General features: G+C 67.3%; 12 protein-coding genes. 8 read left to right on the top strand and 4 right to left on the bottom strand.

Annotated features, from left to right (window positions below):
• Window positions 1–5: 5 nt before the first annotated feature.
• On the bottom strand, window positions 6–455 hold the full coding sequence (rpiB, locus tag BM002_RS08110; RefSeq protein ID WP_092779339.1) for a ribose 5-phosphate isomerase B: 450 nt from the start codon (window positions 453–455) through the stop codon (window positions 6–8).
• A 143-nt stretch (window positions 456–598) separates the two neighbouring features.
• Between rpiB and BM002_RS08105 the strand changes: the two genes are divergently transcribed.
• The 3 genes from BM002_RS08105 (at window position 599) to BM002_RS08095 (ending at window position 6,418) form a co-directional block, all read left to right on the top strand.
• Window positions 599–1,645: a YcjF family protein gene (locus tag BM002_RS08105; protein ID WP_092779337.1), complete on the top strand. Its 1,047-nt coding sequence runs from the start codon at window positions 599–601 to the stop codon at window positions 1,643–1,645.
• Complete coding sequence (locus BM002_RS08100) at window positions 1,645–3,276, top strand: FAD-dependent oxidoreductase (RefSeq protein WP_092779335.1); 1,632 nt, start codon at window positions 1,645–1,647, stop codon at window positions 3,274–3,276. Before BM002_RS08105 ends, BM002_RS08100 begins: the two co-directional genes overlap by 1 nt.
• 112 nt (window positions 3,277–3,388) lie before the next feature.
• Window positions 3,389–6,418, top strand: coding sequence for a DUF2339 domain-containing protein (locus BM002_RS08095; RefSeq protein WP_092779333.1), 3,030 nt, complete (start codon window positions 3,389–3,391; stop codon window positions 6,416–6,418).
• Between the two features lie 154 nt (window positions 6,419–6,572).
• Here the strand turns inward: BM002_RS08095 and BM002_RS08090 are convergent, their stop codons facing one another.
• On the bottom strand, window positions 6,573–7,739 hold the full coding sequence (locus BM002_RS08090; protein WP_092779331.1) for an FAD-dependent oxidoreductase: 1,167 nt from the start codon (window positions 7,737–7,739) through the stop codon (window positions 6,573–6,575).
• Window positions 7,740–7,918: 179 nt separating this feature from the next.
• Between BM002_RS08090 and ileS the strand changes: the two genes are divergently transcribed.
• The 3 genes from ileS to BM002_RS08075 are packed head-to-tail and all read left to right on the top strand — an operon-like array spanning window position 7,919 to window position 12,496.
• The gene (gene ileS / locus BM002_RS08085) at window positions 7,919–10,885 is read left to right on the top strand and encodes an isoleucine--tRNA ligase (RefSeq protein WP_092779329.1); all 2,967 of its coding nucleotides are present in this window, start codon (window positions 7,919–7,921) and stop codon (window positions 10,883–10,885) included.
• Entirely contained in the window at window positions 10,882–12,189 is a 1,308-nt protein-coding gene (locus tag BM002_RS08080) for a leucine-rich repeat domain-containing protein (RefSeq protein ID WP_092779327.1), read from the top strand. Before ileS ends, BM002_RS08080 begins: the two co-directional genes overlap by 4 nt.
• A complete protein-coding gene (locus BM002_RS08075) occupies window positions 12,098–12,496 on the top strand; it encodes a hypothetical protein (protein WP_092779325.1) in 399 nt (132 codons plus the stop codon). Before BM002_RS08080 ends, BM002_RS08075 begins: the two co-directional genes overlap by 92 nt.
• Before the next feature lie 97 nt (window positions 12,497–12,593).
• Here the strand turns inward: BM002_RS08075 and cobO are convergent, their stop codons facing one another.
• Window positions 12,594–13,220 (bottom strand): cob(I)yrinic acid a,c-diamide adenosyltransferase, encoded by a 627-nt coding sequence (gene cobO, locus BM002_RS08070; protein ID WP_175484839.1) that lies wholly within the window; start codon window positions 13,218–13,220, stop codon window positions 12,594–12,596.
• A gap of 135 nt (window positions 13,221–13,355) precedes the next feature.
• On the opposite strand from cobO, the gene BM002_RS08065 reads away from it, so the two are divergent.
• Complete coding sequence (locus BM002_RS08065) at window positions 13,356–13,607, top strand: hypothetical protein (protein WP_092779323.1); 252 nt, start codon at window positions 13,356–13,358, stop codon at window positions 13,605–13,607.
• 43 nt (window positions 13,608–13,650) lie between these two features.
• Entirely contained in the window at window positions 13,651–13,950 is a 300-nt protein-coding gene (locus BM002_RS08060; RefSeq protein ID WP_092779321.1) for a hypothetical protein, read from the top strand.
• Window positions 13,951–13,965: 15 nt separating this feature from the next.
• Here the strand turns inward: BM002_RS08060 and BM002_RS08055 are convergent, their stop codons facing one another.
• On the bottom strand, window positions 13,966–14,397 hold the full coding sequence (locus tag BM002_RS08055; protein ID WP_092779319.1) for a hypothetical protein: 432 nt from the start codon (window positions 14,395–14,397) through the stop codon (window positions 13,966–13,968).
• Window positions 14,398–14,420 lie beyond the last annotated feature (23 nt).

The following is a 14,420-nucleotide window of genomic DNA, read 5'->3' as shown; positions in this document are numbered from 1 at the left end:
GTGGTTCAGACCTCTAGCGCGCGGATCATGTCGACGCGCGTGGCGTGGCGTCCGCCTTCGAATTCGGCGTCGAGAAAGGCGTCGACGATGTCGAGCGCCAGCCCCGCCCCCACGACACGCGCCCCGATGGACAGCATGTTGGCATCGTTGTGCATCCGGATCATGCGCGCCGAAAACGGGTCGGCACAGACACCGCAGCGGATGCCGTCGATCTTGTTGGCGGCCATCATGATCCCTTGGCCCGTGCCGCAGAACAGCAGGCCGAACCGGCAATCGCCCGAGGCCACGCGCCGGGCTGCCGCCGCGCCATGTTCGGGGTAAGGCGTGCTTTCGGGTTTGATCGGACCGATGTCCAGCACCTCCCACCCCCGGGCGGCGATGTGGTCGGCTACGGTCTGGCGCAGGTCGATGGCGGCGTGGTCGCTCGAGAGGACGATACGTCTGGTCCGGGTCATGGGCGGTCTCTGGCAGGGCAGGTCAAAGGTTGCCGCCTTGGACCAGCCCGGTCGGGAGTCGTCAACGGGTGACGCAGGACATCGGGCCGTTGTATCGCGACCCGAACCGCCTAAATTGAGGGTCACCTCAGACGGAGCGCATCATGGCCCCCCCGCCCGAGGACGGTCGCCGTCGCGGTCCCGTCCTGTTCGACATCGACACGCCGCAGGCCACCAATGCCAACCCGGAGCCCCTGGCCCGCATCGATCCGGCGAATGCCCCGCCCGTGCCCGACGAGGACATCGTGCCACCCCCCTCGGGCCGTGCGATGCAGACGCTGGCGCTTCTGGCCGGGCGGCGGCAGCGGAGCCTGGCGGGATGGTTCTTTGCGGCGCTCGGGGCGCTTCTGACCTTTGCGATGTCGGTCGCGGCCTGGGATTTCGTGACCACCCTGCTGGCCGAGCGTCCGATCCTGGGGCTTGTCGCGACGGCCCTTGTGGGCCTTTTCGTGCTTGTCTGCCTTGCCATCATCCTGCGCGAACTGGTCGCACTATCGCGTCTTGGCCGGATCGACGGTCTGCGCCGGGAGGCGGCGGCCGTCGGTGATCTTGCTTCGGCCAAAGTGCTCGCCACCCATATCGCGACCTTCTATGCCGGTCGGCCCGACACTCGGTGGGGGCGCGACGATCTGGCCGCCCGACTGCCCGATGTCTTCGACGCCGACGGGGTCATCGCCCTCACAGAACGCAGCCTTCTTGCCCCGCTCGACGCCGCCGCCGCCCGCGAGGTGGAGGCCGCCGCGCGGCAGGTCGCCCTCGTCACCGCCGTGGTGCCGCTTGCCCTGGCCGATGTGGTGGCGGCCCTGACCAGCAACCTGCGGATGATCCGACGCATCGCCCTGATCTATGGCGGACGCGGCGGCACCCTGGGCAGCTGGCGCCTGGCGCGCACGGTTCTGACCCATCTGGCCGCCACGGGGGCGGTCGCGGTCGGCGACGACCTCATCCATTCGGTGGCGGGGGGCGGCATCCTGTCGAAGCTGTCGCGCCGTTTCGGCGAAGGCGTGGTGAACGGGGCCTTGACGGCCCGCGTCGGCCTTGCCGCCATGGAAGTCTGCCGCCCCCTGCCGTTCACCCATGAACGCCCGCCGCGCATCACCTCGTTGGTGCAGCGCGCCCTGACCGGCCTGTTCGGCCAGAAAGACGCCTGATGGAAAGCCTTGCCGCAGACCTTCGCACCATGGTGCGCACCCCGCTGACCGACGCCCATGTGGCCCGCATTCGCGCCATCGCGCGGGAGGAGGTGGTGGCCGCCGGTGTCGAGTTGTTCTCGCTCGGGCGGCCTCTCGACCGGTTCCTCTATCTGCTGGAGGGGGAGGCCGAGGCCGTGGATCCGGTCACGGGCGGGCGGTATGGCGGCGGGGCCACCCTTGGGCCGGGGCAATTCGTCGGCGACATCGGGTTCCTGACCGGGGCCAACAACATGCTGGCGTCGCGGACTGTCACGGAAAGCCGCTTTCTGGTGGTCGATCGCGCCCCGATGCTCGACCTGATGAGCCAGGTGCCCGAGATGTCGGACATCATCGTCACGGTCCTGGCGGCCCGCAGACGGCGGCTGATCGAATCGAACGACGCGGGCCTGACGCTGATCGGGATGGACCGCGACCGCGATATCCGGGCCATCGGGGCCTTTGCCGCGCGCAACCGCATTCCGTTCCGCACCCTCGATCTCGACGGGGAGGAGGCGGAGGACGTTGCCGCCACCTGTGCCATTGCCCGCGAACCGGCGGTGATCTTCGGCAAGGATCACGTCATCGCGGACCCGACGCCCCGCAAGATCGCGCGGCTGTTCGGCCTCGACCTCGATCTGGATGCGACCGAAACGCATGACGTGCTGATCGTCGGCGGCGGCCCGGGCGGCATCGCGGCGGGGGTCTACGCGGGCGCCGAGGGGTTGTCGGCGCTGGTCCTCGAAGATGCGACGATCGGCGGGCAGGCGGGCACCTCCAGCCGGATCGAGAACTACATGGGCTTCCCGACGGGCATTTCGGGGGCCGACCTGTGCTGGCGCGGGGAAGTGCAGGCGATGAAATTCGGTACCCGCTTCGCGGTGCCGCGCCGGGCCACGGCGCTCGAGACGCGGGAGGACGGGACGTTCTGCGTGACGCTCGACGATGACACGACCACCTGCGCCCGCTCGGTCGTCGTGGCGACGGGCGTGCAGTACCGCCGTCTGCCGCTGCCCCGGCTGGAGGATTTCGAAGGCGCGGGCATCTACTATGCCGCGACCGAGATCGAGGCGCGATTCTGCAAGAACACCGATGTCGTCATCATCGGCGGCGGCAATTCGGCGGGGCAGGCGGCCATGTTCCTGTCGCGCCACGCCAACTGCGTGCATCTGCTGGTGCGCGGCGACACCCTGGCCGACAGCATGTCGAGCTATCTGAGCGAACGTCTGGAGGCGGACGAGGGCATCCGCATCCGCTATGGCACCCAGGTCGCGGGGCTCGAGGGCGACGACCGGCTGGAGGCGATCAGCCTCAAGGGGCCGGGCGTCAAACCGGGCGACGACCGCATCGACAGTCGCGCGCTCTTCATCATGGTCGGGGCCGCCCCGAATACGGATTGGCTGGGGAGCCAGGTCGCCTGCGACGACAACGGCTTCGTTTTGACCGGGGATGCCGTGTCGCAGGACAGCCCCTTCGCGACATCCTTGCCCGGCGTCTTTGCCGTCGGCGATGTCCGGGCCGGATCGGTCAAACGGGTGGCCAGCGCCGTGGGCGAGGGATCGGTGGTGATCTCCAAGGTCTGGGACCACGTGGCGCGGCTCCGGGACAGCTGACACGCGACCAACGTGTCGTGTTGCAGCGAGGGCACAACCGCAAGATGTGGTTGCCCAAGCCCGTGCCACTCCCCTAGGCTTCCGGGCAATTTGATTGACCGCGGGTGCCGTCATGGAAAGTCTTTTGATCCTTTTGGCGATTGTCGTCGTCGTGGGCGTGCCGGGCGGCATTATCGTCGCGCTGCTCTGGCTCAGCTCGCTGTCCGGGCGGGTCAGGCGCATCGAGGACGCCGTCGTCGAACTGAGCGACCAGCTTGCCGCGCGCACGACGCCATCGCCACGCCCGACCGCCAAGCCCGCGCCCGCGCCTGCACCGACAGAAGCCGCAGCCCCTGCCCGCGCAGCCGCACCCTGGGGGAAGTCGCAGGCCGAGACCGCCTCGCCCCGTGTCACGCCCGAAGCCGCCGACGACATCGACCGGACGGTCGCGCGGGTCGGGCCCCGGATCTCCGTTCCCGACCTCGATCCTGTGGCGGAACCTTCCCGCCCCCGCCGCGAGGGGCCCAGCCTGATCGACCAGGCCCTCAAATGGCTTTCGACCAACTGGTTTTATGCCGTGGCCGCCGTATCGCTGGCCCTGGCTGGCATATTTCTCGTGCAATACGGGATGGAGCAGGGCCTTCTGCCGCCGCGTGTGCGCGTCTTCGCAGCCCTTGCATTCGGCGTGGCCCTGATTGTCGGCGGCGAATACATCCGCCGCAGATGGGGTGACGGCGAGGATGTGGCCACCGCCCATCTGCCGTCCGTGCTCTCCAGCGGCGGCGTCGTCACCCTGTTCGGGGCCATCCTGGGCGCGCGCCATCTCTATGACCTGATCGGTCAGGGACAGGCGCTGGCCGGTCTGGTGGTGGTCGCGCTCGGCTCCATCGTCCTGGGATGGTTTCACGGCCCTCTGCTGATCGCCGTCGGCATGGTCGGCGGCGCGGCGGCCCCCTTCGTGGTCGGCGGGGGGCGAGGGTCGGACCTGCGCCCGCTGCACGGGCTTTTCGCCATGCTGGCCTTCGCGGGCCTTGCCGTCGACATGGTGCGCCGCTGGTGGCGCCGCTGGATCAGCTGGCTGGCCCTGGCGGTCGGTTTCGGAGCTTCTGTGCTGCTTGTGGCGGGCGCGCCCGAGACGACGACGGCCTTTATCATCGGCGTGACCCTGATCGCGCTTTCGGCCATGGCACTGCCCGTCGGGCGGATCCTGCCGGACCATTCCGGGCCATCCACTCTTGCGGCCTTTCGGCGCGGCACGCTGCCCGACATTGAGGTCGTGCTGGCCGGTGTCGCCGTCACCCTGGCCGCTGCCTTTGTCGTCCTGGCGCACGATCAGTCGATCTGGGTCGCCACGGGGGCGTTGGTCGTGCTTCTGGCGGCCCTGTCGGCTTGGGCCAGGTCGGCCGAGGGGCTTGAGGATCTCGCCCTCATCCCGCCCGCAGCCCTCCTCGGCCTCGTGCTGGTCGCGCGCCCGCCGGATGGCGATGCTGCGACGACGTTGATGCTGATGGCGGGCGGTGCCATGTCTCTCCTCGCATTTCAGCGGTCACTGCAACAGGCCTTTACTCACCGGTTGGGATGGGCGTTTGGAACAGTTCTGATCGCGCCCGTGATCGGGATCGCCCTGCATCTTTCCTGGGGCGCGCCCCTCGTTCTCGGGTACTATTCCTGGGCCCTGCATGCGCTGGCCGTGGCGGCCGGTCTGGTCGGCGTGGCGGGGCTCTGGGCCGCCCGCGACGGCGACGACCGGCTGCGCACCTCGTTGGCCGGTCTCGTCGCGCTGACGGTCATCGCCTATGCGCTTGGTCAGATCGCGGGCGAGGCGGCCCTGACGGCGGCGGTTGCCCTGATGGCGGCGCTCGCCGCGTGGTTCGACCGGCGCTTCAACCTGCCGCTTCTGGGCTGGTTCGTGGTGCTGGCCGCGCCCTTCGTGGGGTGGCGATTGCTCGGGGAGCCGGGCGTACTGTGGCACGTCGACGGTGATCTGCTGCCCGTGCTCCTGTCGATGCTGGCGCCGGTGGCGGGCTTCGCGCTGGCCTGGCTCTGGCTGCGCGGTCGAGGCCGTCCCGAACCCGAGGCAGTGGCCGAAACCGCGGCCATTTCGGTCGCGGGCTATGCGGTCACGATCCTGCTCTGGCGGGTGCTACGGGCCGCCGATCTCGATACGGTCTATCTGACGACAGGTCTCACCGCGTTCCTGTGGCTTCTCTTCGCCTGGGCCCAGGCCGAACTGCGGGAGCGTGGCGGACGCCTGCCGCTGCTCCGCACGGTGCTTGCGGGTCTGTTCTTCGCCCTGGGCGCCATGGCCGTCTTCTCCAGCGTCACCTTGGCGTCGCCGCTTTTCGGCTTCATCTGGGACGATACAGTCGAGGGCCCCCCATTCCTGAACACCCTCTTGCCCGCCTATCTGGCACCCGCGCTTCTGCTGCTGTTCGCCGGTCGACGCATGGCCGCCCGCGCGCCCGACGCCTGGTTTCCGAAGGCCATCTTCGCCGCAGGGGCCGGACTGGCGGGCCATTGGGTTTTCCTCGCCATCCGGCATCTCTGGCGCGGGCCGGACGACATGCAGCTTTGGAGCGGCTTCTCCCAACCCGAAATCACCAGCTATACCGTTGCCCTGTTGATCCTGGGCGCAGCGCTTTTCTATCAGGGCGTCGCCAAGGGCTCCAACCTGTGGCGGCGGGCGGGTGTGATCGTCCTTGGGGCAACGGTGGCAAAGGTCTTCCTGATCGATGCCGCCTCCCTTGGCGGGTTGCTGCGGGTCGGGGCCTTCGTCGGCCTGGCCTTCGCCCTCGCCGGCCTCGCGTGGCTTGATCGATGGGCTGGCGGAATGCGACCGGACCCTGCCGCGGGATCACATGACGACCCCGGGGAACCTTCGGGGTCAGGCGGCGACGAGACCGGGGCAAAGGGCGACGCATCGGGTGCTGGGGCCAACCGCGATGACAGGACCGGCTCCGCCGCCGTCGACCCTGACCTTGATGCTGGCACCGATGCTGCCGCTGCGTCCGACGGTGGCACCGATACCGTTGCTGCTTCCGACGGTGACGGCGATGAAAGCCCCGATCCTGACGCCGCTTCCGATCCCGACGCCCCGTCCAATCCATTCAACGGCGGTCCGACCAGAGCCGAAGGCGATGACCCCGACCGAAAGGACCCCTAGGTCAGTCGAGTGGCACAGACTGGTTGCGCGGCTTGGGCAGGCAGAGGGGCGCCAGGACGATGAACGTGGTTCCGGCGAAAGCGATAAGCAGGCTGAGGGACATGGGATGACTCCTTGTATGCCCTGACCTTGCCAGTCGTGTGTGAAGATCCCGTTAAAGCCCGCCCAGGATCGGCGGCACCATCTGCCCGCGGGCCAGCGGCGGCAGGATCGATCTTGCGGGCCAGACCTGTGCCACGGGGAACAGCAGGCGGTCGCGCACCATCGGAAGAATCCGGCTATCTGACTGATATTGCGGCGTGAAAGCCGCGCTCATCATCTGATAGGTCGTCACATGCAGGCGGCGGGCGTTGCGCATCCGCGCGCCCGCTTCGGCCAGCGGTCCATCCGCCACGGCGCGCACCAGAGCCTCCGCATCCAGAAGCGCCATGTTCGCCCCCTGGCCCAATTGCGGGCTGGCCCGGTGCCAGGCGTCGCCGATATGGACGATTCCGTCGTCGAAGGGTTTGCGCAGCGTGCCGTGGGAATAGCGCGCCATGGTCATGTCGTCGTGGTGCGCGACCCCGTCGAGGAAGGGGGCCACCTCTGGCCAAAGCGCCCGCGCCTCGGCCTTCCACTGATCCAGCGGCGTGGCCCGCCAATCCTCGAAAGCCCCGCGCGGCATCGACCAGAACAGCGCGGCGAGGCGCGGGCCGCCGTCCGGACGTCGCCCGATGGGCAGCACCCCGATCATCCGGTCCGCGCGGCGGTAACACTGGCGCAGCTCATCCGTTGGCAGGGACGTGGCATCGGGCCAGGGAACGTTGCCCCAGATTGCCCCATAGGGAAGCGCGCGCGCCCGCAGCGGCGACAGGACCGACCCGGCTCCGGCGGAATCCACGATCAGGTCGAATGCCTCGGTCAGGCCGGACGTCAGGCGCAGGCGCGTCCCCTCCCGCCCGGTGATCTCGGCGGCCAGTTCGAACCGGACCTGCTGGCGTTCCGCTGCCGTCAACAGCACGTGATGCAAGGCCGCGCGGTGCATGGCCAGCCCCTCGCGTCCGCGCCCCTTCGGGTCATAGGTCACATCCAGGACGGGCCGCCCCGACTCCGCCTCGTGACCCGCCATCCGGCGCAGGGTCTGGCCCAGTCCACGGGCCGCATCGCCCACGCCCAATCCGTCAAGAACGCCCAGACCCACAGGCTGCACCACGAGGCCCGATCCGACGGGCAAGTGCGCCTCGTAGCGGTCGAAAACGGTGACATCGTGGCCGTCGCGCGCCAGCCCCGCCCCCGCCGCCAGCCCACCGATCCCCGCCCCCGCAATCGCGATCCTTGCCATGTCCAAGCCTGCTTGCCGTTTCCCCGTTCCGGGGCCTATAACGCGCGCCATGACGGGAAGAGTAGACATATCGCCGCGAATTATTCCCCCGGCGCCCTGACCCATCGGGGCGGCCGGGCCAAGGTGCCGCCGTCCGCGCACCGCATTGAACCCCCATTGCTGATCCGAAGGACGCCGACATGAGCGCCGACTCCCCCGACTACAAATCGACCCTGAACCTGCCCGAAACCGACTTTCCGATGCGCGCGGGCCTGCCCAAACGCGAACCCGACTGGCTCGCCCGGTGGGAAGAGATGGGCATCTATGACCGTCTGCGCGAAAAGACGGGCCGCGCGCCCTTCACGCTGCACGACGGGCCGCCCTATGCAAACGGCAACCTCCACATCGGCCATGCGCTCAACAAGACGCTCAAGGACATGGTCGTCCGCTCGCGCCAGATGATGGGCTTCGACGCGCGCTATGTGCCCGGGTGGGATTGCCATGGCCTGCCGATCGAATGGAAGATCGAGGAAGCCTACCGCCAGAAGGGCCGCGACAAGGATGCCGTCGACGTGGTCGAGTTCCGCCAGGAATGCCGCGAGTTCGCCGCCGGGTGGGTGGATGTGCAGCGCGAGGAGTTCAAACGCCTTGGCATCACCGGCAACTGGGCCGATCCGTACCTGACCATGGCGCACCACGCCGAGGCGGTGATCGCCGCCGAATTCCAGACCTTCCTGATGAACGGGCTGGTCTATCAGGGGTCGAAGCCGGTGATGTGGTCGCCCGTCGAAAAGACCGCGCTGGCCGAGGCGGAGGTGGAGTACCACGACCGTCAGACGGACGCGGTCTGGGTGCAATTCCCGGTCGCCGGGATCGGGGGCAACGATGCCCTGTCCGAAGAGCTGATCGCCAAGCACGGCGAGGCGGGTTTCGGCGCCGCTGTGCAGGCCATGGGCGCGGATTTCGCGGGCTGTTCGGTCATCATCTGGACGACCACGCCCTGGACCCTGCCGCAGAACCGGGCAATCTGCTTTGGCCCCGGCACATCTTATGGTCTCTACGAGGTGACCGGCACGCCCGGCGAATCCTGGGCCACCGTGGGGGACAAATACCTGATGGCCGATGCCTTGGCCCAGGCCACGATGAAAGCTGCCAGGCTTGAAGAGGGGCAGTGGACCCGCCTACGCGACGTGACCCCGACGGAACTGGCCTGCCTGACCTGCGCCCACCCCCTCCGCGGTATCGACGGCGGCAACGGCGAATGGGACTACGACGTACCGCTGTTCCCCGGCGACCACGTGACTGACGACGCGGGCACGGGCTTCGTTCACACCGCCCCGTCCCATGGCGACGACGACTACCAGATCGGGGTGAAGCACGGCCTCAAGATGACCTTCAACATCGAGGCCGACGGCTCCTTCCGCGCCGACCTGCCGCTTTTCGGCGGGCAATACATCCTGAGCCGAGACGGCAAGAAGCCCGGCGGTGCCAACAAGGCGGTGATCGACAAGCTGGTCGAGGTCGGCGGCCTGCTGGCCCGTGCCCGCATCACCATCTCCGACGCGCATTCCTGGCGCTCCAAGGCGCCCGTCATCCGCCTGAACCGCCCGCAATGGTTCGCCGCCATCGACCGGCCCGTGGGCGACGGCAAGGACGATTACGGCACCACGGTGCGCGAACGCGCCCTGACCTCCATCGACAAACTGGTGGAGTGGACGCCCCGAACGGGCCGCAACCGCCTGTTTTCCATGATCGAGAACCGGCCCGACTGGGTCCTGTCGCGCCAGCGGGCCTGGGGCGTGCCGCTGACCTGTTTCACCAGGGTGGGGGCCAAGGCCGACGATCCGGATTTCCTGCTCCGCGACCCGGCCGTCAACGCCCGCATCATCGCCGCATTCGAGGCCGAGGGCGCGGACGCCTGGTACAAGCCCGGCGCCAAGGAACGCTTCCTTGCCCCCGACCACGACCCCGCCGAATGGGACAAGGTCGACGACATCCTCGACGTCTGGTTCGACAGCGGCTCCACCCACGCCTTCGTCCTGCGCGACCGCCCGGACGGCACCGAGGACGGCATCGCCGATGTTTATCTCGAAGGCACCGACCAGCATCGCGGCTGGTTCCATTCCTCCATGCTTCAGGGCTGTGGCACCAAGGGCCGCGCGCCCTATCGCGCCGTGGTGACCCACGGGTTCACCATGGACGAGAAGGGCATGAAGATGTCCAAGTCCATCGGCAACACCATCGCGCCGCAGGACATCGTGGACCAATACGGGGCCGACATCCTGCGCCTCTGGGTGGCGACGGTGGACTACACCGCCGACCACCGGATCGGGCCCGAGATCCTCAAGGGCGTCGCCGACAGCTATCGTCGCCTGCGCAACACCATGCGCTTCATGCTGGGCTCCATCACCGACGACGCACCCGTCGACCCTCTGGAGATGCCCGAGCTGGAACGCTGGGTTCTCCACCGCCTGTCCGAACTGGATGACGTGGTCCGCGACGGCTATGCCCGCTATGACTTCGCCGCCGTGTTCCAGGCGATCTTCCACTTCGCCACCGTGGACCTGTCGGCCTTCTACTTCGACGTGCGCAAGGACGCGCTCTATTGCGACGGGGCCACGCCGCGCCGCGCGGCGGCCCGGACCGTGCTGCGCCTGCTCCACGACCGGCTGACCACCTGGCTCGCCCCGATCCTGCCCTTCACCATGGAGGAGGTCTGGCTCGAGGTGCACCCGGGCGACGACTCGTCCGTCCACCTGCAGGACTTCCCCGAATTGCGCCCCGGCTGGCGCGACGCCGATCTGGCCGCCAAGTGGTCCCGCATCCGCGCCGTCCGCCGCGTGGTCACCGGCGCGCTCGAGGTGCAGCGCCGCGACAAGGTCATCGGCTCCTCGCTCGAGGCCGCGCCGACCGTCCACGTCGACACGGCGACGGCGGAGGTGCTCAAGGACGTGGTCTTCGACGATCTGTGCATCGTCTCGGGCATCACCGTCTCGACCGCTTCGGCCCCCGAAGGCGCCTATGTGTCCGAGGATGCGCCGGGCGTCGCCGTGGTCTTCGCCCAGGCGACGGGCGGCAAATGCCAACGCTGCTGGAAGATCCTCCCCGACGTCGGCCACCACGGCCACGACGGCGTCTGCGGACGGTGCGACAAGGCGCTCGGGTGAGCGAGGCTTGGCGCACGGACCCCTCCGCCGCCGAGGCCGAAGCGCTTCGGCGGATCGAGGCAGCGGCGGAAAGCGATAACGCGGAAACGCGACTGGTACTTGATTTCTCGGACCTTCCGGCGCTGACGCGGGTGCCGGAAGAGATCGGTTTGCTTACGGATTTGCTGGTGCTCACCATCGGGCATCTAAACTCAGAAGAACGTAGCAACGTCATAGCTCACAAAATGGCTGATATCTCTGCTTTGGCGGCTCTGACTCAGATCGAAATTTTGTCTCTTTCCACCACCGAAGTCCGCGATTTCAGTGTTTTATCGAGCCTTTCCAAGTTGTCGCATTTGATTATGTTCGGCACGCCGGTGATTGATATCACTCCGTTGTCCAGCCTGTCCGCGCTGGAAGAGTTGGACCTGGCCGACACGCAGGTGAGTGACATCAGTGGATTGTCTGGTCTGTCCGCACTCAGGCGTCTGAGGTTATCCGATACGCAGGTTAGTGACATCAGTGGATTGTCTGGTCTGTCTGCGCTGACGCATCTGGACCTGACGAGGACTCATGTGGACGATATCAGTGCTCTGTCCGGCCTGTCTGCACTAACATATCTCTCTTTGTATGAAACGCGTGTTCGTGAACTGAGCGTTTTGCTATCGATTCCTGTTTTCTGGGACGAACGCGCTAGCCTGTTGTCGTTCGAAGGCACCCCCGCCGCTGATCCCAACAACGACCGGCGCCTCGACCTCTTGTCACGCCTCCCGGGAGACAGGTGCGCGATCGAGACAGTGCAATATCTCAAGGGCACCCACCCCGACTTCCGTGATCCCCCTGCCGGGGGTGGGGCTGGCCCGGATGCGCGGAGCGTGACGGACCGGTTGCGGGATGCGGCCGAGGTGGAGGTGGGCGTCCGCGACGGCAAGCTCGTGGCGGGCAATGCCTCCCCACCCAAGCGCCTCGCCCCGGTGGAGCGGGACACGCGGCTGGACGCCCTGCGTGCCGACGTGAAGGACCTGCTTGCCGAGGCCGAGCAGGTTCAACTCCCCCATGTCCAGCGGAGCCGATTGCAGCGCTACGCCTACGTGCTTGCCGCCGAGGCTCCGACCTACATCACTCTCGACGGCCCGATGGCGATCCTGCGTGGCGCCCTGTCCGACCGCTATGTGACCGACGCCCTAGACAAGGGTTTCGTGGCGGGCTGGACCCATCTGGTCGCGACCCATGATGAACTGCGGCCTCCTGCTGCCCGAGGAGGTCGACGACCTGCCCCCGCTCGCCCCCGAAGTGACCCCCGAGGACGCCGAGGCCGTGACTGACGAGGCCCTCGCCGCGTTCGAGGGTGAGCCGAGCGTGGACGACACGCTTCGCGAAACTCTTGTGGCGGCGAAAGACTACTTCGAGGCGGCCCGGGCCGATGAGGCTCGCAGGCCGGGTCTTCTTCGTCGCGGCGTCAAGACTGTCGGCAGCGTTCTGGCGGTACTCGACAGATCGGCCAAGGGGGCCTCGACCTACGCGACCGGAGCGGTGGCGATCCACCTCTGGGCCGCGACCCCGCAAGGTCAGGCGATCCTGGCCAAACTGGTCCCTCTGCTGGAGCGGATCGTCAGCTGGTTCTTGGCCTGACATCCGTCCAAAACGGAAAATCCAGCCAAACCAGACGCGTCACCCGTAGATCACCCGTTCGTCACCCGTGGATCACCCCTGAAATCTGATCCCGTTATCAGAACTCCACGCCCGCCTGCGCCTTCACGCCGGACCGGAAGGGATGCTTGATCAGCTCCATTTCCGTCACCAGATCGGCCAGGTCGATCAGCTCCTCCTTGGCGTTCCGCCCGGTGCAGACGACGTGGGTCATCGGCGGTTTCTCGTCCCGCAGGAACGCCACGACTTCGGCCACGTCGACATAGTCATAGCGCAGCGCGATATTGATTTCGTCGAGCAAAACCATACGGTTACGCGGATCGAGGATCAATTCCTTCGCCTTGGCCCAGGCCGCCTGTGCCATCTCGATGTCGCGGGATTTGTCCTGCGTCTCCCAGGTGAATCCCTCGCCCATGGTGTGAAATTCGCACAGGTCGCCGAAGTTGTTCACGATCAGATCGCGCTCCCCCGTGCCCATGCCGCCCTTGATGAACTGCACCACGGCACAGGGCATCCCATGGGCGATGCAGCGGAAGATCATCCCGAAGGCACTGGAAGATTTACCTTTTCCCTTGCCGGTATGGACGATCACCAGACCCTTCTCGTCGGTCTTGGTGGCCATGATCTTGTCCCGCGCGGCCTTTTTCTTGGCCATCTTGGCGTTGTGGCGTTCGGTGTCGTCGGGCTTCATCGGGGTCTCTGTCATTGCGTCCTGCCTGCGGCGTAGTGTCGGACGATCCTAGCGGCACAGGAGGGATTGCGCCACCGGGCAAGACGGCGCTTGGCTCGCCGACCGGCAGGGCGTAGCGATTGGCGGACAGGTTTCTTGAAAGGGGCTCCCATGACCGATGAACCCGAGACCGACACTGCAGGTCGCGCCAAGCTGGACAGCAAACTCGTGTCTTCCCTCGCCCGTGCCGGTTTCCAGGCCCGCCGCCGCCACGACCCCGCGACCAAGGGCGAAAACGCCGAAGCCGCTCGCGCCGCCTGGACCGAAGCCCGCGCCAACGAGGTGCGCGTGGCCCGCGCGACGCTCCGCCTTCTGCAAGCGCGTGGACTCGATGTGGTGCAGACAGGCTCTGGCGACGCGTGACCCGTTAACCGGACGTTTACCATTTTGACCCGATGGTGATGCGATGAGACGCCTCGCCTTCCTTGCGCTTCCGGTCCTCGCGGCCTGCAACAGCGCGCACCCCCTCGACGGGCTGAACCGGTCCGGCACCGCCAGCGCGGGCGGACATTATTTCCGGGTGAACTGGAACCTCGAAACCGCGCAGGCGACCCGCACGAACCCCACTTGGCGCCCCGGTCTGACCGAAGTGGTCCTGGCCGCCGTCGCCGCCACCGAAGAGGTCACCGGCTGCCGCGTGAAACCAGGCACCGCCATCGGCGACATCGCCCTTGTGAACATGGCATTGGACTGTCGGGCGGAGTGACGGCGAAGGCGGAAATCAGGCCCAGTGTCCCACTTCCGGATCGGCCCGGACCATCCGGGTTTCGCCGAAGTGAGGCGCGCGCAGCAGCCGCTTCTTCCAGGTCATGTAAAGGGCTACCGTCAGGCCGTCCCGATGTTCGGCAAGCACCTTTATCGCCGGCTCCCGCTCTGCCCCGATGTAGACGCTTTCGCTGACCCCGACGGCGCGGGTGTCGGCCTGCGCCGTGGATTGGCGAAGGCCGTCGTGCAGGAGCGGCAGGACTTCCTCCGAGTTGGTCATCTCGTTTTCCGTCATCGCGCCCACCAGCCGGACAGCCCCCGCTGAATCAAGCGTCGCGCCGTGCGGAAGAAAGTTTCCGAACTTCGTCACGAAGTCGCACGAGACGTCGAAGAGCGCATCGATGAGCGGTTCCATCTCGGAAAGTGATTGCGTTTCGTCTTCGGTCATCCGTTCATTTGTTCGCCTCATGA

The organism is Jannaschia pohangensis (genome assembly GCF_900113875.1).
Lineage (GTDB): Bacteria > Pseudomonadota > Alphaproteobacteria > Rhodobacterales > Rhodobacteraceae > Jannaschia > Jannaschia pohangensis.
This window is presented reverse-complemented; position numbering and strand designations above follow the sequence as displayed.